This window comes from Streptomyces cyaneus, assembly GCF_004028635.1.
Taxonomy (GTDB): Bacteria; Actinomycetota; Actinomycetes; order Streptomycetales; family Streptomycetaceae; genus Streptomyces; species Streptomyces cyaneus.
The window spans coordinates 1-20,116 of sequence record NZ_RQJW01000027.1; the positions used below are offsets into that span (position 1 = coordinate 1).

Sequence of the window (20,116 nt, forward strand, 5' to 3'; positions counted from 1 at the left end):
GGGTTTGGTGTGCGGGTTGTCCACGCGGAAGATCCGCACGCCGTGGGCCATCCAGTGCCGCAGGACGCGCAGGGTCTCGGTGATCAGGCCGTCCAGGTCGGCGTCGAAGGCGATGGGGTAGATGTCCTGGTACTTCTTCGGCGGGTTCTCGGCGTAGGCGATGGTGCCGTCGGGGCGGTGGTGGAACCACTCGGGGTGTTTTTGTACCCAGGGGTGGTCGGGGGAGCACTGCAGGGCGAAGTCGAGGGCGATCTCCAGGCCGAGTTCGCCGGCCCGGGTCACGAAGTGGTCGAAGTCCTCGAGGGTGCCCAGGTCGGGGTGGATCGCGTCGTGGCCGCCCTCGGGGGAGCCGATCGCCCAGGGCACGCCGACGTCGTCGGGTCCGGCGGACAGCGTGTTGTTCGGGCCCTTGCGGAAGGTGGTGCCGATGGGGTGGATGGGCGGGAGGTAGACCACGTCGAAGCCCATCGCGGCGATCGCCGGCAGCCGGCGCGCGGCGGTGCGGAACGTGCCGTGGGGCCGCTGCGGTGTGCCCTCGGAGCGGGGGAAGAACTCGTACCAGGAGCCGTACAGGGCCCGCTCGCGCTCCACCAGCAGCGGCAGCGGATCCGACGCCGTGACCAGATCCCGCAACGGATACCGCCCCAACACCCCATCCACCTCGGGCGTCAACGCGGCCGCCAACCGCCAGGCGGCCGGGCGGCTCTCGTCCCGCAGGGCCTCGACGGCCGCGAGGATCACCTTCCGTCCCTCGTGCTCCGGCATGTCGGCGGCCGCACGCTCGCACAGCCGCGCGCCCTCCTCCAGGACCAGGTCCGTGTCCATGCCGGCCGGGATCTTGATCTGGGCGTGGTGCCGCCATGTGGTGACCGGATCGCCCCAGGCTTCGACCCGGTAGGTCCAGTGGCCGGGCCGGCCGACGGTGACGGTGGCGCCCCAGCGGTCGGTGCCCGGGGCCAGCTCGTGCATCGGCGTCCAGGGGCCGGGACGGCCGTCCGGATCGGTCAGGACGACATTGGCGGAAACGGCGTCATGGCCCTCGCGGAACACGGTGGCCGAGATCTCGAAGGTCTCGCCGGTCACCGCCTTCGCTGGCCTGCGCCCGTGCTGGACGATCGGGCGGACGTCGAGGACGGGTATGCGCCCGACGCCGCCGGCCGTCTCGCTCGCGGAGGGTCGCTCCGGGATCGGCGGTCCGGTGTCGGCGGTGACGGCGCGAGGTACGGGGGGTGCGTCGGTGCTGGACGTCGGGGGTGAGGACGACTGGTGGTGCATGGCGGGCATGACCGCTCCTGTCCGCGTCAACTTGGGTGGGCGGATGGCTGTGGGGAGGTGGGTCCTGCGTGGTGACTGTGTCGAGCTGCGGCTACGCCGCGTGGGGCGCGCGCCCGGGGGCGCACAGGTGGGGTGTACCGGAGGAGCCTTCCCACCCTATTCGGGTACGCAATCCGGCACTTTGTTAACTACTCACGCGTATGTCTACACACAAGACCGGCCCCGTTCTTGAGGAACGGGGCCGGTGCCTGCGCTTGGCCGACAACAGACGCTACGAGCCCGGTACTTGCAGGAGTTTGTTCGGTGAGCCGAGCCCCCTGCCGGAGACCTTGCCGGACACCGCCTGCGCCACCAACGCCTTGGACACCTGTGCGGGCCCGGCCTTGGGATGGTCGGCCAGATAGAGCGCGGCCACCCCCGCCGCGTGCGGCGACGCCATCGACGTACCGGAGAAGGTCGCCTTGCCGGTGTCGTTCGCGTACGACGCGGAGGTGATCGCGACGCCCGGGGCGAACAGGTCCAAGGCCGCGCCGAAGTTGGAGAAGCTCGCCCGCGCGTCCTTCTTGTCGGTGGCGCCCACGGTGATGGCCTCCCGCACCGCCGCGGGGGAGTACAGGCCGGCCGGCAGCCCGTCGTTGCCCGCCGCGACCGTGTAGGTGACGCCGGACGCGATGGAGTTGCGTACGGCGGCGTCCAGCTGGGTGTTGCGGTAGCCACCGAGGCTGACGTTGGCGACCGCCGGCTTCTTCGCGTGCTTGGTCACCCAGTCGATGCCCGCGATGACCTGGGCCGTCGTGCCGCTGCCCGCGTTGTCGAGGACTCGTACGGCGACGACCTTGGTGCTCTTGGCGACGCCGTACCGGCCGTGCGCGATCGTGCCGGCGACATGGGTGCCGTGCCCGTTGCCGTCGCTCGCGGTCCTGTCGTTGCCGACGAAGTCCCAGCCGTAGCTCGCCCGGCCGCCGAAGTCCTTGTGCGAGATACGGATGCCGGTGTCGATCACGTACACCGTCACTCCGGCGCCCGCGGACTCGGGCCAGGTGTAGCTCTTGTCCAGGGGCAGGTTCGGCTGGTCGATGCGGTCCAGACCCCAGGACGGCGGGTTCTTCTGGTTGTGCTCCAGCATCACGCGGGTGTCCTGGACGACCGAGGCGACCCGGGAGTCCGCCGCGAGGCGCTTGGCTTGTCTCTCGTTGGCCTGTACGGCATAGCCGTTGAGGACCGTGCCGTAGGTGTGGCTGATTTTCGCCCCGTACTTCTCGGCGAGGCTCTTTCCGGCCGCCGACGGAGCCTTCGTTCCCCCCTTGAGTGTCACCAGGTAACTGCCGCTGACGGAGCCGGGGTCCCCGGCGCCGAGTATCTGCCCTTCCGGTGCGGCGTGCGCGGGCATGGTGGTGGCCGAAAGCGCGGCGACACAGGTCACCGCGGTCAGACCACCGGCCCAGCGCAGACGCCGTATGCGCGTCCGTGCCATGGTGTGAGTTCCCCTCCTCAACTCGGCGCACGGCGGCCTTGGTTCGCCGGGTGCACCCGACGTGGGCCGGTGCGCCACCGTCAGCCTCTCGTGCCGTGAGAAGTCGCCACAAGGACGCCTACGGGGGCGGAATCGGCCATATCGGCCATGGGGGATCTGTAAAGGTTGCGGCATTTTTCGGACGGACGTGCTCTTGCCCCTCCGCTTGACAGCCGCAAAACGCACTGTGGTTACGAAGCCCCGCATACCGATACCGTCGGGGGCGATGACGGGACGCACACCGCCGTGCGTCCCCTGCCACGCGCTGCCCGAGGTGGAACCGTGAAGGCGATCCGTCGATTCACCGTCCGTCCAGTCCTCCCCGCACCCCTCCGGCCTCTGAGCGACCTGGCGCGCAACCTGCGCTGGTCCTGGCATGCGGAGACCCGCGATCTCTTCCAGTCCGTGGACCCCGAGTGCTGGGCCGCCTCGGGCAACGACCCCGTACGGCTGCTGGGCAGCGTGTCGCCCGGGCGGCTCGCGGAGCTGGCCGAGGACCGTCGTTTCCTGCGCCGGCTGACCGCGGTCGCCGGCGACCTCAACGACTACGTCACCGGCGAGCGCTGGTACCAGGGCCACTCGGCCGAACTTCCCGCCGCCGTCGCCTACTTCTCCCCCGAGTTCGGCATCACGGCCGCCCTGCCCCAGTACTCCGGCGGCCTCGGCATCCTCGCCGGCGACCACCTCAAGGCGGCCAGCGACCTCGGCGTGCCGCTGATCGGCGTCGGCCTGCTCTACCGACACGGCTACTTCCGGCAGACCCTGTCCCGGGACGGCTGGCAGCAGGAGCACTACCCGGTCCTGGACCCCCACGAGCTGCCGGTCTCCCTCCTGAAGGAGCCCGACGGCACCCCCGCCCAGATCTCCCTCGCCCTGCCCGGCGGCAGGCAGCTGCACGCCCGAGTCTGGCTCGCCCAGGTCGGCCGCGTCCCCCTGCTGATGCTCGACTCGGACGTCGAGGAGAACGACCTCGGCGAACGCGGCGTGACCGACCGGCTCTACGGCGGCGGCAGCGAGCACCGCCTGCTGCAGGAGATGCTGCTGGGTATAGGAGGAGTGCGGGCGGTCCGGACGTACTGCCGTCTGACCGGCCACCCGACCCCCGAGGTCTTCCACACCAATGAGGGTCACGCGGGCTTCCTGGGCCTGGAGCGCATCGCGGAGCTGTGCGCTGAGGGGCTGGACTTCGACTCGGCGCTGGAGGCGGTCCGCGCCGGCACGGTCTTCACCACCCACACCCCCGTCCCGGCCGGCATCGACCGCTTCGACCGCGAGCTGGTCGCCCACCACTTCGGCCCCGACGCCGAACTCCCCACCATCGACGTCGAGCGCATCCTCCAGCTCGGCATGGAGACCTACCCCGGCGGCGAACCCAACCTCTTCAACATGGCGGTGATGGGCCTGCGCCTGGGTCAGCGGGCGAACGGCGTCTCGCTGCTCCACGGCAACGTCAGCCGCGAGATGTTCTCGGGCCTGTGGCCGGGATTCGACCCCGACGAGGTGCCCATCACCTCGGTCACCAACGGCGTCCACGCCCCGACCTGGGTCGCCCCCGAGGTCTTCCGCCTCGGCGCCCGCCAGATCGGCGCCCAGCGCACCGAGGACGCGATGACCGTCGGCGGCTCGGACCGCTGGGACGCGGTCGCTGAGATCCCCGACCAGGACATCTGGGAGCTGCGCCGGAACCTGCGCGAGCAGCTGGTGACGGAGGTGCGGGACCGTCTGCGCACCTCCTGGCGGCAACGCGGCGCCGGTACGGCGGAGTTGGGCTGGATCGACGGCGTCCTGGACCCCGACGTCCTGACGATCGGATTCGCGCGCCGCGTCCCGTCGTACAAGCGCCTCACGCTGATGCTCCGTGACCGCGACCGCCTGATGGACCTGCTCCTGCACCCGGAGCGGCCGATCCAGATCGTGGTGGCGGGCAAAGCACACCCGGCGGACGACGGCGGAAAGCGCCTGGTCCAGGAGTTGGTGCGGTTCGCCGACGACCCTCGGGTCCGTCACCGCATCGTCTTCCTCCCGGACTACGGCATGGCGATGGCGCAGAAGCTGTACCCCGGCTGCGACATCTGGCTGAACAACCCGCTCAGGCCGTTGGAGGCGTGCGGCACGTCCGGTATGAAGGCGGCGCTGAACGGGTGCCTGAATCTGTCGGTGCTGGACGGCTGGTGGGACGAGTGGTTCCAGCCGGACTTCGGCTGGGCCATCCCCACGGCGGACGGCACCGGCACGGACCCGGACCACCGCGACGCCGTAGAGGCGGCGGCGCTGTACGACCTGCTGGAACAGCGGGTGACCCCCCGCTTCTACGAGCACGGTCCGGGCGGCCTGCCGGACCGCTGGATCGAGATGGTCCGCCAGACCCTGACGCTGCTCGGCCCGAAGGTCCTGGCGGGGCGCATGGTCCGCGAATACGTCGAGCGCCTCTACACCCCGGCCGCACACGCCCACCGCGCGATGACACCGGACGCGGCACGCGAGCTGGCGGCTTGGAAGGCGCGGGTCCGGTCGGCCTGGCACGGCGTCACGGTCGACCACGTGGAGACGTCCGCCGCGACCCCCACCGCGGAACTCGGCTCGACGCTCAGCCTCCGGGTACGGGTGGGCCTGGGCGACCTCGGGCCGGACGACGTCGAGGTCCAGGCGGTCTCCGGCCGGGTGGACTCCGAGGACCGCATCGCGGACGCGTCGACGGTACCGCTGAAGTCGGTGGGGAGCCCGGACGCGGAGGGACGCTGGGTGTACGAGGGACCGCTCGCCTTGGACCGGACGGGGCCGTACGGCTATACGGTCCGGATTCTTCCGGCGCATCGGTTGCTGGCGTCGGGGGCGGAGCTGGGGTTGGTGGCGGTGCCTTCGGACGGGGTGGGGGAGGGGGCGGGGCTCCTCATGCGGTGACGCCCTCAAGGGCTGAGGTGTCCCTCAGCCCTCCTCGAGCTCTCGCTCGCACAGCTGCCGCAGCACGTTGCCGCACCGCCGCGCATACGCGTGCTGCAACCCCCGCGTGGCCGGTCCCCCCGCCCGCGCATACCACTTCGCCCCCCGGCTGAACGCGTTCACCGTCAGCCACACCGTGCCGTCCCCCGTGCGGTCCACGATGAACGACTCCTCGCCGCATTCGGGATGACCGGAAAGCGTGCCGTACGCCCAGCCGATGCGCCGGTGCTCCTCCACCGTCCACACCACCCGGCACGGCGCCTTGATCATGCCGGCGAGGGTGACCGTGACGTCGACCTCGGGGGCCGCGCGGTCGGCGGAGGCGTCTATGCCGACGCCCATCGCGCGGTGCATCTCCCAGGTCATGACCGCGTCGGCGGCTCTGCGCAAGACGTTCTCGCCCTCGCCTATGCGGGTGCGTACGTGCAGAGGGTGGAAGCCCGGCGGGCAGAAGCCGGGCTCACGGGTCGCGCCGACGTCGTCGTACGTGAAGGACATGGGTCCCAAGCGTAAGGCGGCACCCGGGGATGCCTTCGTCCCGGGTGCCGCCCAGCCGGCTACATCTGCGTCAGCCGACGTTGACCGCCGACCACGCAGCCGCCACCGCCTTGTACTCCGTGCTGCCGGTGCCGCCGTACAGGGCGGACGCCGCGTTCAGCGTGGCCGTACGGGCGCCGGCGTACTTGGTCGTCGACGTCATGTACTCGGTCAGGGCCTTGTACCAGATCGCGGCGGCCTTGGCGCGGCCGATGCCGGTGACCGTGGAGCCGTTGGACGTGGGGGAGTTGTAGCTGACCCCGTTGATCGTCTTCGCGCCGCTGCCCTCCGAGAGGAGGTAGAAGAAGTGGTTCGCGGGGCCCGAGGAGTAGTGGACGTCCAGGCCGCCCAGCGAGGAGGACCAGGCGTCGGCCGACGAGCCGTCCTTGCTCGGCTTGTCCATGTAGCGCAGCGGCGTGCCGTCGCCGTTGATGTCGATCTTCTCGCCGATGAGGTAGTCGCCGACGTCGCTGGAGTTCGCCGCGTAGAACTCCACCGCCGTGCCGAAGATGTCGGAGGTGGCCTCGTTCAGGCCGCCCGACTCGCCGCTGTAGTTCAGGCCCGCCGTGTTCGACGTGACGCCGTGGGTCATCTCGTGGCCGGCCACGTCGAGCGACGTCAGGGGCTTGGTGTTGCCTTCGCCGTCGCCGTACGTCATGCAGAAGCAGCTGTCGTCCCAGAACGCGTTGACGTACGCGTTGCCGTAGTGGACGCGGGAGTAGGCGGCCTTGCCGTCGTTCTTGATGCCGCTGCGGCCGAAGGTGTTCTTGTAGAAGTCCCAGGTGACCTGGGCGCCGTAGGCGGCGTCGACGGCGGCCGTCTGGTCGCTGGAGGAGCTGCCGAACGTGCCGGTGCCCCAGGTGTCGTCGGCGTCGGTGAAGAGGGTGCCGGTGCCGGAGGTGCGACGGGCCAGGTTGTAGGTCTTGTGGCTGCCGCGCGAGGTGTCGTTCAGCTGGTACGTCGAGCCCGACAGCGACGTGCCGAGGGTGACCGTGCCCGAGTAGCCGCTCTTGCCGCTGCCGGTCTCGATGCCCTGGTACTCGTACAGCTTCTTGCCGGTGGCGGCGTCGGTGATGACGTGCAGCTCGTTCGGGGTGCCGTCCTCCTGGAGGCCGCCGACGATCGTCTCGTACGCCAGGGTCGGCTTGCCGTCGGCCGCCCAGATCACCTTGCGGGGCGCCTTGTCCGCCTCGGTCTTCTCCGAGCCTGCCGCCTTGGCCAGCTTCACGGCCTGGCCCTCGGCCTTGGCCGCGGTGATCGCCGGCTTGAGCGAGGCGACCTTGATGGTGGCCTTCGTCGCCTTGGTGACGCCCTTGGTCGCGCCGGACGCCGACTCGTGGACGACGAGGTCGCCGCCGAGGACGGGCAGGCCCGCGTAGGTGCGCTCGTAGCGGGTGTGGACCGTGCCGTCGGCGTCCTTGACGACGTCCTTGACGACCAGTCTCTCCTGGGCGCCGAGGCCTATCGCGTCGGCGGTTTCGGTCGCCTCGGCCTGCTGGTCCTTGATGAGCGCGGTGCGCGCCGCGGGGGCGAGCGCGACCGGGGTGGCGAGCGGGGTGGCCTTGGTGCCGGCCTCCACGGGGGCGGCGGCCGAAGTGCCGGTGGCCAGACCGGTGGTGAGCAGGGCTCCGGCGGCCACGGCGGTGGCGATGGCCAGAGTGGTGCGCTTGTGACGCGCGTAGAGGGGGGTCACACGAGCTCCTTTTGTGGGGGAGGTGCAGTGGTGCTTGTGCGGCGGGTGGAGGAAGAGTGACACCTGGGGCGCGTACATGTCAGGAGGGTGTAGTGATGTTGGCCGAAACTCGACTGTCCGGTAAATGTTTCTGAAATGTGAACGGGCGCCGCCCCGGCGGGAGTTGAACCCACCGGGACGGCGCCCTGTCCTGGGCAGACCGCGAACGGGCCTACGGGAAGGTGAGCTTCCAGCTGTTGATGTAGCCGGTGTCGATGGCCGCGTTGTCCTGGACGCGCAACTGCCAGACGCCGTTGGCGACTTCGGAGGACGCGTTCACCGTGTACGTGGTGTTGAGGTTGTCCGAGCTGCCGCCCGTGCCGTACCCCTTCAGCGTGTACGCGGTGCCGTCGGGGGCGACCAGGTCCACCTTGAGGTCACCGACGTAGGTGTGGACGATGTCCACGGCGACCTGGAGGTTGGACGGTGCGTTGCCGGTCCGGCCGGACACCGTGATCGGGGAGGTCACGGCCGCCCCGTTGTCCGGAATCGATACGTCGGTTCCGCTCTCGAAGGACGTGCCGCCACCGCCGCCGCCACCGTCGGAGCGCGAGCCGACGTTGATGCCCGCCCAGGCGTCCTGCACGGCCTTGTACTCGGCGCTCGTGGTGCCGTACAGCTCACCGGTCGCCGCGAGGGTGCCGGTGCGGGCGGCCGCGTAGTTGGTCGTGGAGGTGAACTTGGTGGTCAGCGCGCGGAACCAGATCTTCTCCGCCTTGTCCCGGCCGATGCCGGTGACCGGAAGGCCGTCCGAGGTGGGCGAGTTGTAGGTGACACCGTTGATGGTCTTGGTGCCGCTGCCCTCGCTGAGCAGGTAGAAGAAGTGGTTCGCGGGGCCCGACGAGTAGTGCACGTCGATCGAGCCGATGCCCGAGTACCACGCGTCCTTGGACGAGCCGTCCTTGCTCGGCTTGTCCATGTAGCGCAACGGGGTGCCGTCGCCGTTGATGTTGATCTCCTCGCCGATGAGGTAGTCACCGACGTCGGAGGAGTTGTTGGCGTAGAACTCGACGGTCGAGCCGAAGATGTCGGAGGTGGCTTCGTTCAGACCGCCGGACTCGCCGGAGTAGTTCAGGCCCGCGGTGTTGGAGGTGAGCCCGTGGGTCATCTCGTGCGCGGCCACGTCGATCGACGTCAGCGGGTTGGTGTTGCCCGAGCCGTCGCCGTACGTCATGCAGAAGCAGCTGTCGGACCAGAACGCGTTGACGTAGTTGTTGCCGTAGTGGACCCGGGAGTACGCGCCGACGCCGTCGCCGCGGATACCCGAACGGCCGTGCACGTTCTTGTAGTAGTCCCAGGTCAGCGCGGCACCGTAGTGCGCGTCGGCGGCCGCGGACTCCAGGTTGGACGGGCTGCCGTTGCCCCAGACGTCGTCCGGGCCGGAGAAGAGCGTGCCGGTGCCGGACGTGCCGCGGTTGAGGTTGTACGTCTTGTGCCCGCCGCGCGCGCCGTCCGTGAGGTTGTACGTCGAACCGGACTGCGTGGTGCCGAGGGTGACCGTGCCGGAGTACACCGTGTTGCCGGTGCCGGTCTCGATCGCCTCCCACTCGTACAGCTTGGCGCCGGTGGTGGCGTCGGTGATGACGTGCAGTTCCTGCGGGGTGCCGTCGTGCTGGAAGCCGCCGACGACCGTCTCGTACGCCACGGTCGGCTTGCCGTTCGCGGCCCAGATCACCTTGCGGGGCGCCTTGTTGACGTCCGGGCTCTTGGCCTTCTCCGCCTTCGCGGCGGCCAGCGCCTGCTTCTCCGCCTTGGCGGCCGGTACGGCGGCCGTCGTGGTGGCCGGCTTGATGGCGGCGCGGGTCGCCTTGGTGACGGCCTCGGTCGCGCCGGACTTGGCGGTCTCGACGAGCAGGTCGCCGCCGAGGACGGGCAGGCCGTCGTAGGTCCGCTCGTAGCGGGTGTGGACCGTGCCGTTGCCGTCCTTGACGACGTCACGGACGACCAGCTTCTCCTTGGCGCCGAGGCCCAGGTCCTTCGCGGTCTCCGCCTTGGTGGCGTTGGCCTCGCGTATCAGCGCGGCGCGCTGGGCGGGGGACAGCTTGACGGACTCGGCGCCCGGTATGACCTTGCCCGCAGCCGACGGTGCCTTCTCCGGTGCTGCGGTGGCGGCGCCCGTCTGGACGGCCGCGGCGATCAGGGCGGCCACGCCGACGAGGGCGACGGCGGCGGCCCGGCGCTGCGTGGTGTGACGACGCGTCGTGTGGGAGGTGCGTCTGTGGGAGGAACTGTCTCTCAACACTGACTCCTTCTGCGCGGCCGCGGATCACGCGGCCAGGGGAGACCGGCCGGCGGGTGGGCCGTCCGGGCGGAGCGGGGTGGTACGCAGAACGACGTGCGTGTGCGGAAACAACGTGCACGTGCGGGAGTTCAGCCGCGGGCACCGCCGTGTGACGGTGCTGTGGGGTTGCTGTGTCGCGGCCGTGGGAAGAGTGCCAGCTGATTGCGGTTTCTGTCAGGACCGCGTCAGGAAGTTGGCCGGAAATCGTTCGTTGTCCGGGAGTTCATGTTCGGTATACGGACCGGAACGGTAAGGGCCCACCCACCCGAGCCGGATGGTGTGGGCCCACAGGTCCCCGCCGTACCGCCTACCCCTCGGAGCCCAGCACGTCGAAGCGGTCGAGATCCCGCAGCCATGCGTGCGCCGTACCGTCGGACGGCGCACGCCAGTCGCCGCGCGGGGAGAGGGAGCCGCCCGCCGAGACCTTCGGGCCGTTCGGCATGGCCGAGCGCTTGAATTGTGCGAACGCGAAGAAGCGACGGCAGAAGACCTCCAGCCAGCGCCGGATCTCGGCCAGGTCGTACGCCACCCGCTTGGCCTCGGGGAAGCCCGGCGGCCAGGCGCCCGCGTCCGTGTCGTGCCAGGCGTGCCAGGCCAGGAAGGCGATCTTCGAGGGCCGGAAGCCGTAGCGCAGGACGTGGAAGAGCGTGAAGTCGTGCAGTGCGTACGGGCCGATCTTGGACTCGGTGGACTGCATCTCCTCGCCCGGCACCAGCTCCGGGCTGATCTCGGTGTCGAGGATCGCGGCGAGCGTCTTGCCGGTCTCCGCGTCGAACTGCTCGCTGGTGATGACCCAGCGGATCAGATGCTGGATCAGCGTCTTCGGTACCCCGCCGTTGACGTTGTAGTGGCTCATCTGGTCGCCCACGCCGTACGTGGACCAGCCGAGCGCCAGCTCCGAGAGGTCGCCGGTGCCGAGGACGATGCCGCCGCGCTGGTTGGCGAGGCGGAACAGGTAGTCGGTGCGCAGGCCGGCCTGCACGTTCTCGAAGGTGACGTCGTACACCGGCTCGCCGGACGCGAACGGGTGGCCCATCTCCTTGAGCATCAGCCGCGCGGTCGGTGTGATGTCCAGCTCGGCCGCGGTGACGCCGAGCGAGTTCATCAGCTTGTGGGCGTTGTCCTTGGTGTGGTCGCTGGTGGCGAAGCCGGGCAGGGTGAAGGCCAGGATGTCGCTGCGCGGGCGCCCGGCGCGGTCCATCGCCCGGGCGGCGACGATCAGCGCGTGCGTGGAGTCCAGGCCGCCGGAAACCCCGATGACCACCTTCGGGCCGCCGATCGAGGCCAGCCGCTGCTGGAGGCCCGCGACCTGGATGTTGTACGCCTCGTAGCAGTCCAGGGCGAGGCGCTCGGCGTCCGCGGGCACGAACGGGAAGCGCTCGACCCGGCGCTTGAGGCCCAGGTCCGTCGCCGGCGGGTCGAGCCGGAACCGCACCCGCCTGAAGTCCCCGGTCCGGGTGGCGTGGGCGCGGCGGTTGTCGTCGAACGTGCCCATCCGCTGCCGCTCCTGCCGCAGCAGGTCGAGGTCGACGTCGGCCACCGCGTACTGGGCATCGAGCGGGAACCGGTCCGTCTCCGCCAGCAGGGCGCCGTTCTCGTAGATCATGGTCTGCCCGTCCCAGGACAGGTCGGTGGTCGACTCACCCAGACCCGCCGCCGAGTACACGTACGCCGCCAGACAGCGCGAGGACGCCGAGCGGCACAGCAGCCGCCGGTCCTCGGCCCGGCCGACCGTGATCGGGCTGCCCGAGAGGTTGGCGAGCACGGTCGCGCCGGCCAGCGCCGCCTCCGCGCTCGGCGGCACCGGCACCCACATGTCCTCGCAGATCTCCGCGTGCAGCACGAGACCGGGGATGTCCTCGGCCTCGAAGAGCAGGTCGACGCCGAACGGCACCTCCTCGCCGCCGACCCGGATCGTCCCGCCGCGCTCGTCCTCGCCGGACGCGATCTGCCGCTGCTCGTAGAACTCCCGGTAGTTCGGCGGGTACGACTTCGGCGCGACGCCGAGGATCCTGCCACGGTGCACGATCACCGCGCAGTTGTAGATCCGGTGGCGATGACGCAGCGGGGCGCCGACGACCAGCACCGGAAGCAGATCGGCCGACCCGGCCACCACCACTCCGAGCGCCTGCTCCACCTCGTCGAGCACCGCGTCCTGGAGCAGCAGGTCCTCGATCGAGTAGCCGGTCAGGCCCAGCTCGGGGAAGACGGCGACGGCGACGCCCTCCTCCGCGCACCGACGCGCCTGGCGCAGAGCCGCTTCGGCATTGGCCTGCGGGTCGGCGATGACGGTGTGACCCGTACACGCGGCGACCCGCGCGAAGCCGTGCTCGTAGATCGACCAGAAGTTCAACGGACTTCCCCAGGAGAAGCGGACAGTGCTGGCACCGAGCATAGATCGCCTGATCGGGCCTACGCCGTTCCGGGCGAGGCGGGCCGCTCCCCGTGCCACGACCGCCACAGCGCCGCATACGCCCCGTCCGCCGCGACCAGGTCGTCGTGGGTGCCGAGTTCGGTGAGGCGGCCGTTCTCCATCACGGCCACACGGTCCGCGTCGTGCGCGGTGTGCAGGCGGTGGGCGATGGCGATGACCGTGCGGCCCTGCAGTACGGCGGCCAGGGCGCGCTCGGTGTGGCGGGCGGTCGTCGGGTCGAGCAGGGCCGTCGCCTCGTCGAGGATCAGGGTGTGCGGGTCGGCCAGCACCACACGGGCGAGAGCGAGCTGCTGGGCCTGCGAGCCGTCCGTACGGCAGCCGCCGTCGCCCAGCGCCGTGTCGAGGCCGTCGGGCAGCCGCCGTACCCAGGCGTCGGCGCCGACCGCGGTGAGGGCGGTCCACAGCTCCTCGTCCGTGGCGGACGGCTCGGCGATACGGAGGTTGTCGCGGACCGTGCCGAGGAAGACGTGGTGCTCCTGGGTGACCAGGACGACCTGGCGGCGCAGCTGCTCCGGGCCGAGCGCGACGACGGGGACGCCGCCGACCGTCACCGAGCCGGCGGTCGGCGCGTCGACGCCCGCGAGCAGCCTGCTCAGGGTCGTCTTCCCGGCGCCGGACGGGCCGACCACCGCGAGGCGTTCCCCCGGCCGCACGGTCAGGTCGACGTCGCTGAGGACCTCGCCGCCGCGGTCGTAGGCGTAGCGCACGCCGGTCACGTCGATCCGGTCGTCCGCGGGGGTCGGCGAGCCGGTGTCCGTCGCCTGCGGGGCTCGCGCCAGGCCCTCCACGCGGGCGAACGAGGCGCCGCTGCTCTGCAGTTGCTCGACCCGCATCAGGATCTCGTCCAGCGGCTCGCTCAGCCGTTGCAGATACAGGGCGGCCGCGACGACCGAGCCCAGGCTCAGCGCGCCCTGCTCCAGCAGCACGCCGCCGAGCAGCAGGACCGTCGCCACGGGGACGACGTACGACACCTCGACGGCCGGGAAGAAGACGGTGCGCAGGAACAGGGTGTGGAAGCGGGTGCGGCGGGACGTCTCCAGCGCGTCGCGGCTCGCCGCCACGCGTCGCTGTTCGAGGCGCAGGGCCTCCACCGTGCGGGCGCCGGTCGCGGTCGCCGCGAGGATCTCCGCGACCTCCGAGGTGGCCGCGCCCTCGGCGAGGTAGCCGTCGCGGGCCCTGCGCAGGTACCAGCGCAGGGCCCACCAGATGCCGCCGAAGCCGAGTACTCCGCACAGGCCGAGCAGGGGGTCCAGCGTGACCAAGGCGACCAGCAGGAACAGTGCCTGCACGGAGTTGATCAGCAGCTCGGGGCCGATGTCGCGCAGGGTCGTGCCGACGAGGGCGACGTCTGCGGTGCCGCGTGCGGTGAGGTCGCCGGCGCCGGCTCGTTCCACGACGTTTGCGGGGAGGGCGAGGGTGCGGTCCACGAATTCCTCGCGGACCCGGGCCAGGGTTCGCTCGCCGAAGCGGTGGCCCACGTAGCGGGCCCAGCGGGCCAGCAGCAGCTGGGCTGCTGCGGCCATCAGGATCGCCAGGGCCAGTTTGTCCACGGCCGTTACGCCGTGGCCGGCGCGGACCTCGTCGATGATGCGGCCCACCAGCCAGGGGCCGGCCAGGCCGACGATTGCGGCGAGTGAGTTCAGGGCGAGGGTGGCTGTGAAGGCTTTGGAGTCGGCTCGGATCAGGCGGGTGGCGGCTCGTCGGACATCTCGGGGCTCGGCGATGGGGAGGTGACCCCACGCATTCGATTTTGCGGCCACGAGCTCGGGACTTCGGGTGGTTTGCCGGGTGCGGGTGCGTTGTGGCTTGTCGCGCAGTTCCCCGCGCCCCTTGAGGCGTTTCCGCTCCGTCAACTCAAGATCTCCTCGGCGTCTTCGTCCCTCGCCACCAGTGCTCTGTATCCCGGCTCCCCGTCCAGCAGCTCGCGGTGTGTGCCCGTGGCCGCCACCTTGCCGTCGACCAAGAAGTGCACGATGTCAGCTCGGTCCAGGAGCAGGGGGGACGTGGACGTCACCACCGTCGTACGGCCCCGCCTCTCCGCGTACAGGCGTTCCGCGACCCTCGCCTCGGTGTGGGCGTCCAGGGCTGACGTCGGCTCCACGGCCAGCAGGACCTCCGGGTCGGCCAGCAGCGCGCGGACCAGGCGGACGCGTTGGCGTTGGCCGCCGGAGAGGTTGCGGCCCTGGGCGTCTATGGGGGTGTCGAGGCCGTCGGGGAGGGCGCGGACGATGTCCTCGGCGACTGCTGTGTGGACCGCTCTTGTGATCGCCGCTTCGTCCCGGCCGTCCGGGTCCGCGTGGCCGGCGATCAGCTCACGCAGCGTGCCCGCGAACAGGTCGGCCTCGTGGTCGGCGACCAGGATGCGTGCCCGTAGCTGCGGCAACGCGATCTCGCTCAGGGGCACGGTGCCCCAGGTCGCCGCCGACGGGACGTAGCGGCCCAGGCGGTCCACCACGGCTGTGGCGTCGGCCGGCAGCGAGGCGGCCAGTGCGGTCAGGCGGCCCGGCAGCACTCGTACGCCCGACTCGGGGTCGTGCAGCGCCGCCGACTCCGCGGGCGCGTCGCCGGTGCCGGTGCCGGTGCCGGTGCCGGTGTCGGGCATCGGCTCCAGGCGCAGGAACCGTACGACTCGCCGCGCCGCCACCCTGCCGCGCGCGACCTCGTAGACCATGTCGACGACGAACGCCATCGGGCGGACCAGGACCGCGACATAGCCGTAGACCGACACCAACTCACCCACCGAGATGGCACCTTGGGCGGCCAGGCGGGCCGCCAGCCAGGTCACCACGGCCAGGAACAGCGTCGGCAGCCCCATCCCGAGCGCCTGCACCCAGCTGGTCACCGCCCCGACCCGGTACCCCTGCGCGCGCAGCCGCTGCGAGTCGCGGTGGAAGGCGTCGGCGACCAGGCCCTTGCCACCGAGGCCGTTGAGGACGCGCAGGCCGCCCGCGAGGTCGGCGATCCGTGCGGTCAGTACGCCCTGCCGCTCCCGGTACTCGGTCTCGGTGCCTTGCAGCCGGCCGAGCAGCGGTCCGACGAGCACGGCGATCGTCGGCATCCCGAGCAGCACCACGACCGCGATCGGCACCGATACCGACAGCAGCAGTACGGCGACGGCGAGATAGGCGACGATCGCGCCGAAACCGGGGCCGATGACGGTCAGGCAGCTGCTGATCGTCTGGACGTCACCCACCCCGATCGTGACGACCTCCCCGGCCCCGATCCGGCGCGGCAGCGCGGCGCCGAGCCGGACCGACTGCCCGACCAGGACCTTGGTGGTGCGGAACAGGGCGTCCATCCGCACCCGCGTCATCGTGCGGTGCCGCATGATGCTCAGCCAGGCGTTGAACACGTGCACCCCGGTCAGCACACCGGTCCAGGCGGCCAGCGCCGCGTAGTCACCGGGCGCCAGGCCCTCGTCCACGGCGCGCGAGAGCAGATACGGCGTCGCCGCCAGCAGCACCATCCAGACGGCGGAGATCAGCGCCCCGAGCGCGGACCGCCCCGCCTGCTGGGTGACCAGCCACCACAGATAGCGGGCGCCGCCGCGACAGTCGGGCTCGCCCGGATCCTCGTACGCGTCGATCATCTCTCCCCGTGCCCCGTTCTCCACTCGTGCCGTTCGGCTACGCCAGACTGTCCCGCCACGCCCGGTGCAGATCCGCGAACCTGCCCGTCCCCGCGATGAGTTCGGCCGGTGTGCCGTCCTCGACGATCTGCCCGTGCTCCATGACCAGCACCCGGTCCGCGATCTCGACCGTGGACAGCCGGTGGGCGATCACGACCGCCGTACGCCCGTGCAGGACCGTCGACATCGCGCGCTGCACGGCCCGTTCGCCGGGGATGTCGAGGGAGCTGGTCGCCTCGTCGAGGATCAGCACGGCCGGGTCGGCGAGCAACGCCCGGGCGAACGCCACGAGTTGGCGCTGACCGGCGGAGATGCGGCCGCCTCGCTTGCGTACGTCGGTGTCGTAGCCGTCGGGGAGGGAGCTGATGAAGTCGTGCGCGCCGATGGCCTTCGCGGCCTGCTCGATCTCCTCGCGGGTGGCGTCAGGGCGCCCGATGGCGATGTTCTCGGCGACCGTGCCGGAGAACAGGAACGCCTCCTGCGTCACCATCACCACCCCGCGCCGTAGCTCGGGCACGGCCAGCTCGCGCAGGTCGACGCCGTCGAGGAGGACCCGGCCGTCGGAGGGGTCGTAGAAGCGGGCGAGCAGCTTGGCCAGCGTCGACTTGCCCGCGCCGGTGGAGCCGACGACCGCGACCGTCTGCCCGGCCGGAATCGTCAGGTCGAAGTGGGGCAGCACCTCGCCTCCGGTGCGGTAGCCGAACCGGACGCCGTCGAAGACGACCTCGCGGCCGGGGTGCTGGGACTCGAGTGCCGGGAGCTGCACGGGCGCCGACGGCTCGGGGACGGACGGCGTCTGGGCCAGCAGGCCGGCGATCTTCTCCAGGGAGGCCGCCGCCGACTGGTAGGAGTTGAGGAACATGCCGAGCCGGTCGATCGGGTCGTACAGGCGGCGCAGGTACAGCACGGCGGCCGCCAGCACACCCAGGGCCAGCGAGCCGCCCGCGACCCGGTAGGCGCCCCACAGCACGATCCCCGCGACCGCGGTGTTGGCGACGAGCCGGGAGCCGACGACGTAACGGGCCATCTCCAGCAGGGCGTCCCCGTTCGTCCGCTCGTGCCGGGCGTTGAGGACGCGGAAGTCGGCGTCGTTGGCGGCCTCGCGGCGGAAGGCGCGCACCGGGCGGATGCCGTTCATGGTCTCGACGAACTTGACGATCACGGCGGCGATGGCGGTGGACCGCAGGGTGTACACGCGCGCGGCGCGCCGCCGGTAGAGCCGTACCAGGAGATACAGCGGCACGAAGGAGGCCACGGCGACCGCGCCGAGGCCGAGGTCGAGCCAGAGCAGCATCGCCGAGATGTAGACGAAGGACAGGATGACGGTGACGAGTTCCTGCAGACCCTCATTGAGCAGCTCGCGCAGGGACTCCACGTCAGTGGTGGAGCGGGAGATGAGCCGTCCCGAGGTGTAGCGCTCGTGGAAGTCGACGCTGAGGGCCTGGGCGTGGCGGAAGATACGGCCGCGCAGGTCGAGCAGCACGTCCTGGTTGACGCGGGCGGAGAGCAGGATGAACGCGTACTGCAGCACGCCGGAGACGAGAGCGCACAGCAGATAGCCGACGGCGACCGCGATCAGCGGCCCGAGATCGTCGCGCCGGAACGCCGGTACGGCCGAGTCGATGGCGTACGCCACCAGCAGCGGGCCCGCCTGCACCGCCGCCTGCTGGAGCAGCAGCAGAAGCGTGGTGACGGCGACGCGGGCCTTCATCGGGGCGAGCAGCGAGCGCAGGAGGGCGGCGGTGGCGCCCGGCGGAGTGGGCAGGACGTCACGGTCGAAGGGGTCCTGCGGCTTGCGGGGTTCCCCGGCGGGTTCGTCCTTGCCCGGTGCGGTGGTGGTGGGCGCCGTCATCGGTCGGCCTCCTCGGTCCCGGCCATGAGGTGGGCGTACTCGGCGTTGCTGCGCAGCAGTTCGTGGTGGGTGCCGACGGCGGCGATACGGCCGTCGGAGAGCAGGGCGACGCGGTCCGCCAGGAGCACGGTGGACGGGCGGTGGGCGACGATGAGGGCGGTGGTCTCCGCCAGCACGTCCCGCAGTGCGGCCTCCACGGCGGCCTCGGTGTGCACGTCGAGGGCGGACAGGGGGTCGTCGAGGACGAGGAACCTGGGCCGGCCGACGACCGCCCGCGCGAGCGCGAGGCGCTGGCGCTGGCCGCCGGAGAGGCTGAGGCCCTGTTCGCCCACCTGTGTCTCGGTGCCGTGGGGCAGCGCGTGCGCGAAGTCGGCCTGCGCGACGGCCAGCGCCCGCTCCAACTCGGGCTCTCCGGCTCCGTCTGCGGTCCCCATGAGAACGTTGTCCGCGACGCTGGCCGAGAAGAGGGTGGGCTCCTCGAAGGCGACGGCGACGAGGGAGCGCAGCTGTTCTCGGGGCATGGCGGCGATGTCGGCGCCGTCGAGGGTGATGTGGCCCGACGTCACCTCGTGGAGGCGGGGGACGAGGGCGGTGAGGGTCGTCTTGCCGCTGCCGGTCGCGCCGACCAGGGCCATGGACTCGCCGGGGCGGATGTGGAGGTCGACGCGGTCGAGGACGGGCGGGGAGTCGGCGGGGGCGTCGGGATAGCGGAACCGCACGCCGTGGAATCGCAGTCCGAGGTCCTCGCCGTCCTCCTTCACCGTCGAGACCTCGCGCCCCTCCGGCTCCGCGTCCATGACCTCGAAATACCGCTCCGTCGCCGTCGCCGCCTCCTGGCTCATGGCCAGCAGGAAGCCGATCGAGTCCACGGGCCAGCGCAGTGCGAGCGCGGTCGACAGGAAGGCCACCAGCGTCCCCGCCGACAGCTCCCCGTCCGCCACCTGCACCGCGCCCAGCACCAGCGCCGCGCCGATGGCCACCTCGGGCAGCGTCACGATGACGCCCCAGATCGTCGCCAGCAGCCGGGCCTTGCGCAGCTCAGTGCCGCGCAGTGTGCGAGACAGCTCCCGGAACGCCAGCGCCTGACTGCGGTGCCGCCCGAACCCCTTGATGATCCGGATGCCGAGCACGCTCTCCTCGACGACCGTCGTCAGATCGCCGACCTGGTCCTGCGCGCGGCGCGCCACCGCGGCGTACCGCTTCTCGAAGATCACGCAAGTGACCATCACGGGCACGGCGGGGATCAGGATCACCAGCCCCAGCGTCCAGTCCTGGAGCAGCATGATGATGACGCCCACGAGGATCGTCACGCCGTTGACCAGCAGGAACGTCAACGGAAAGGCGAGGAACATGCGCAGCAGCATCAGATCGGTCGTGCCCCGCGACAGCAACTGCCCCGACGCCCACCGGTCGTGGAACGCCACCGGGAGCCGCTGCAGATGCCGGTACAGATCCGCCCGCATCCCCGCCTCGACGCCCGCCAGCGGCCGCGCCACCAGCAACCGCCGCAGCCCGAACAGCAACGCCTCCGCGAGGCCGAGCAGCAGCAGATACAGCGCCCCGAGCCACACGCCCGCCGGATCCCGGTCGGCGACGGGCCCGTCCACCATCCACTTCAGGACGAGCGGAATGACCAGCGACGTACAGGAGGCGACAACGGCCACGAATGCGGCGGTGAACAACCGCACGCGCACCGGCCGGACGTACGGCCACAGGCGCAGCAGCGTACGTACGGCGGAACGGTCGGCTCGATCAGGTCGGTCCTCGGCGGTTGCACGTGTCGTCACCATCAGCAGCGAGCCTACGGATCGCCACTGACACTGCCCACCGAGTTTTGGCCGGACCGGGATCGGCCTTCGGCCCTACGACCTGCGTGTTCGAGCGGTCGTACAACCTTGCCCGGCCAGTCGTAGGCCGGCATCAA

Annotated in this window: 11 protein-coding genes; 1 reads left to right on the forward strand and 10 read right to left on the reverse strand. The window is 71.0% G+C overall.

Annotated elements, in window-relative coordinates; translation table 11 throughout:
* Together EHO50_RS43055 and EHO50_RS43060 are read right to left on the reverse strand one after the other, a co-directional pair.
* Nucleotides 1-1,284: maltotransferase domain-containing protein (locus tag EHO50_RS43055; RefSeq protein ID WP_128437345.1), on the reverse strand; the 1,284-nt coding region annotated here is incomplete at its 3' end.
* 262 nt (nucleotides 1,285-1,546) lie between these two features.
* Nucleotides 1,547-2,749: a S8 family peptidase gene (locus EHO50_RS43060; protein WP_128437346.1), complete on the reverse strand. Its 1,203-nt coding sequence runs from the start codon at nucleotides 2,747-2,749 to the stop codon at nucleotides 1,547-1,549.
* Nucleotides 2,750-3,070: 321 nt separating this feature from the next.
* Here EHO50_RS43060 and EHO50_RS43065 point away from each other — a divergent pair, with 321 nt between their 5' ends.
* The gene (locus EHO50_RS43065; protein ID WP_128437347.1) at nucleotides 3,071-5,689 is read left to right on the forward strand and encodes a glycosyltransferase family 1 protein; all 2,619 of its coding nucleotides are present in this window, start codon (nucleotides 3,071-3,073) and stop codon (nucleotides 5,687-5,689) included.
* Between the two features lie 24 nt (nucleotides 5,690-5,713).
* Here EHO50_RS43065 and EHO50_RS43070 read toward each other — a convergent pair whose 3' ends face one another.
* The 8 genes from EHO50_RS43070 to EHO50_RS43105 form a co-directional block, all read right to left on the reverse strand.
* The gene (locus EHO50_RS43070) at nucleotides 5,714-6,226 is read right to left on the reverse strand and encodes a DUF1990 domain-containing protein (RefSeq protein ID WP_128437348.1); all 513 of its coding nucleotides are present in this window, start codon (nucleotides 6,224-6,226) and stop codon (nucleotides 5,714-5,716) included.
* Between the two features lie 70 nt (nucleotides 6,227-6,296).
* Entirely contained in the window at nucleotides 6,297-7,958 is a 1,662-nt protein-coding gene (locus tag EHO50_RS43075) for a M4 family metallopeptidase (protein ID WP_128437349.1), read from the reverse strand.
* 211 nt (nucleotides 7,959-8,169) lie between these two features.
* Nucleotides 8,170-10,236: a M4 family metallopeptidase gene (locus EHO50_RS43080; RefSeq protein WP_128437350.1), complete on the reverse strand. Its 2,067-nt coding sequence runs from the start codon at nucleotides 10,234-10,236 to the stop codon at nucleotides 8,170-8,172.
* A gap of 349 nt (nucleotides 10,237-10,585) precedes the next feature.
* A complete protein-coding gene (locus tag EHO50_RS43085) occupies nucleotides 10,586-12,631 on the reverse strand; it encodes an NAD(+) synthase (RefSeq protein WP_128437351.1) in 2,046 nt (681 codons plus the stop codon).
* 59 nt (nucleotides 12,632-12,690) lie between these two features.
* Nucleotides 12,691-14,472 (reverse strand): ABC transporter ATP-binding protein, encoded by a 1,782-nt coding sequence (locus EHO50_RS43090; protein ID WP_128437376.1) that lies wholly within the window; start codon nucleotides 14,470-14,472, stop codon nucleotides 12,691-12,693.
* An 89-nt stretch (nucleotides 14,473-14,561) separates the two neighbouring features.
* The gene (locus tag EHO50_RS43095; protein ID WP_128437352.1) at nucleotides 14,562-16,301 is read right to left on the reverse strand and encodes an ABC transporter ATP-binding protein; all 1,740 of its coding nucleotides are present in this window, start codon (nucleotides 16,299-16,301) and stop codon (nucleotides 14,562-14,564) included.
* A 37-nt stretch (nucleotides 16,302-16,338) separates the two neighbouring features.
* Nucleotides 16,339-18,192, reverse strand: a complete 1,854-nt coding sequence (locus tag EHO50_RS43100) for an ABC transporter ATP-binding protein (protein WP_128437353.1) — start codon at nucleotides 18,190-18,192, stop codon at nucleotides 16,339-16,341.
* Nucleotides 18,189-19,982: an ABC transporter ATP-binding protein gene (locus tag EHO50_RS43105; RefSeq protein ID WP_128437354.1), complete on the reverse strand. Its 1,794-nt coding sequence runs from the start codon at nucleotides 19,980-19,982 to the stop codon at nucleotides 18,189-18,191. Before EHO50_RS43105 ends, EHO50_RS43100 begins: the two co-directional genes overlap by 4 nt.
* Nucleotides 19,983-20,116: the final 134 nt, after the last annotated feature.

What these genes read in the sequence shown, in the direction of transcription:
- EHO50_RS43060 (WP_128437346.1), bottom strand. Translation starts at nt 2,749, where the DNA reads ATGGCACGGACGCGCATACGGCGTCTGCGCTGGGCCGGTGGTCTGACC.
- EHO50_RS43070 (WP_128437348.1), bottom strand. Translation starts at nt 6,226, where the DNA reads ATGTCCTTCACGTACGACGACGTCGGCGCGACCCGTGAGCCCGGCTTC.
- EHO50_RS43095 (WP_128437352.1), bottom strand. Translation starts at nt 16,301, where the DNA reads ATGATCGACGCGTACGAGGATCCGGGCGAGCCCGACTGTCGCGGCGGC.
- EHO50_RS43100 (WP_128437353.1), bottom strand. Translation starts at nt 18,192, where the DNA reads ATGACGGCGCCCACCACCACCGCACCGGGCAAGGACGAACCCGCCGGG.
- EHO50_RS43105 (WP_128437354.1), bottom strand. Translation starts at nt 19,982, where the DNA reads ATGGTGACGACACGTGCAACCGCCGAGGACCGACCTGATCGAGCCGAC.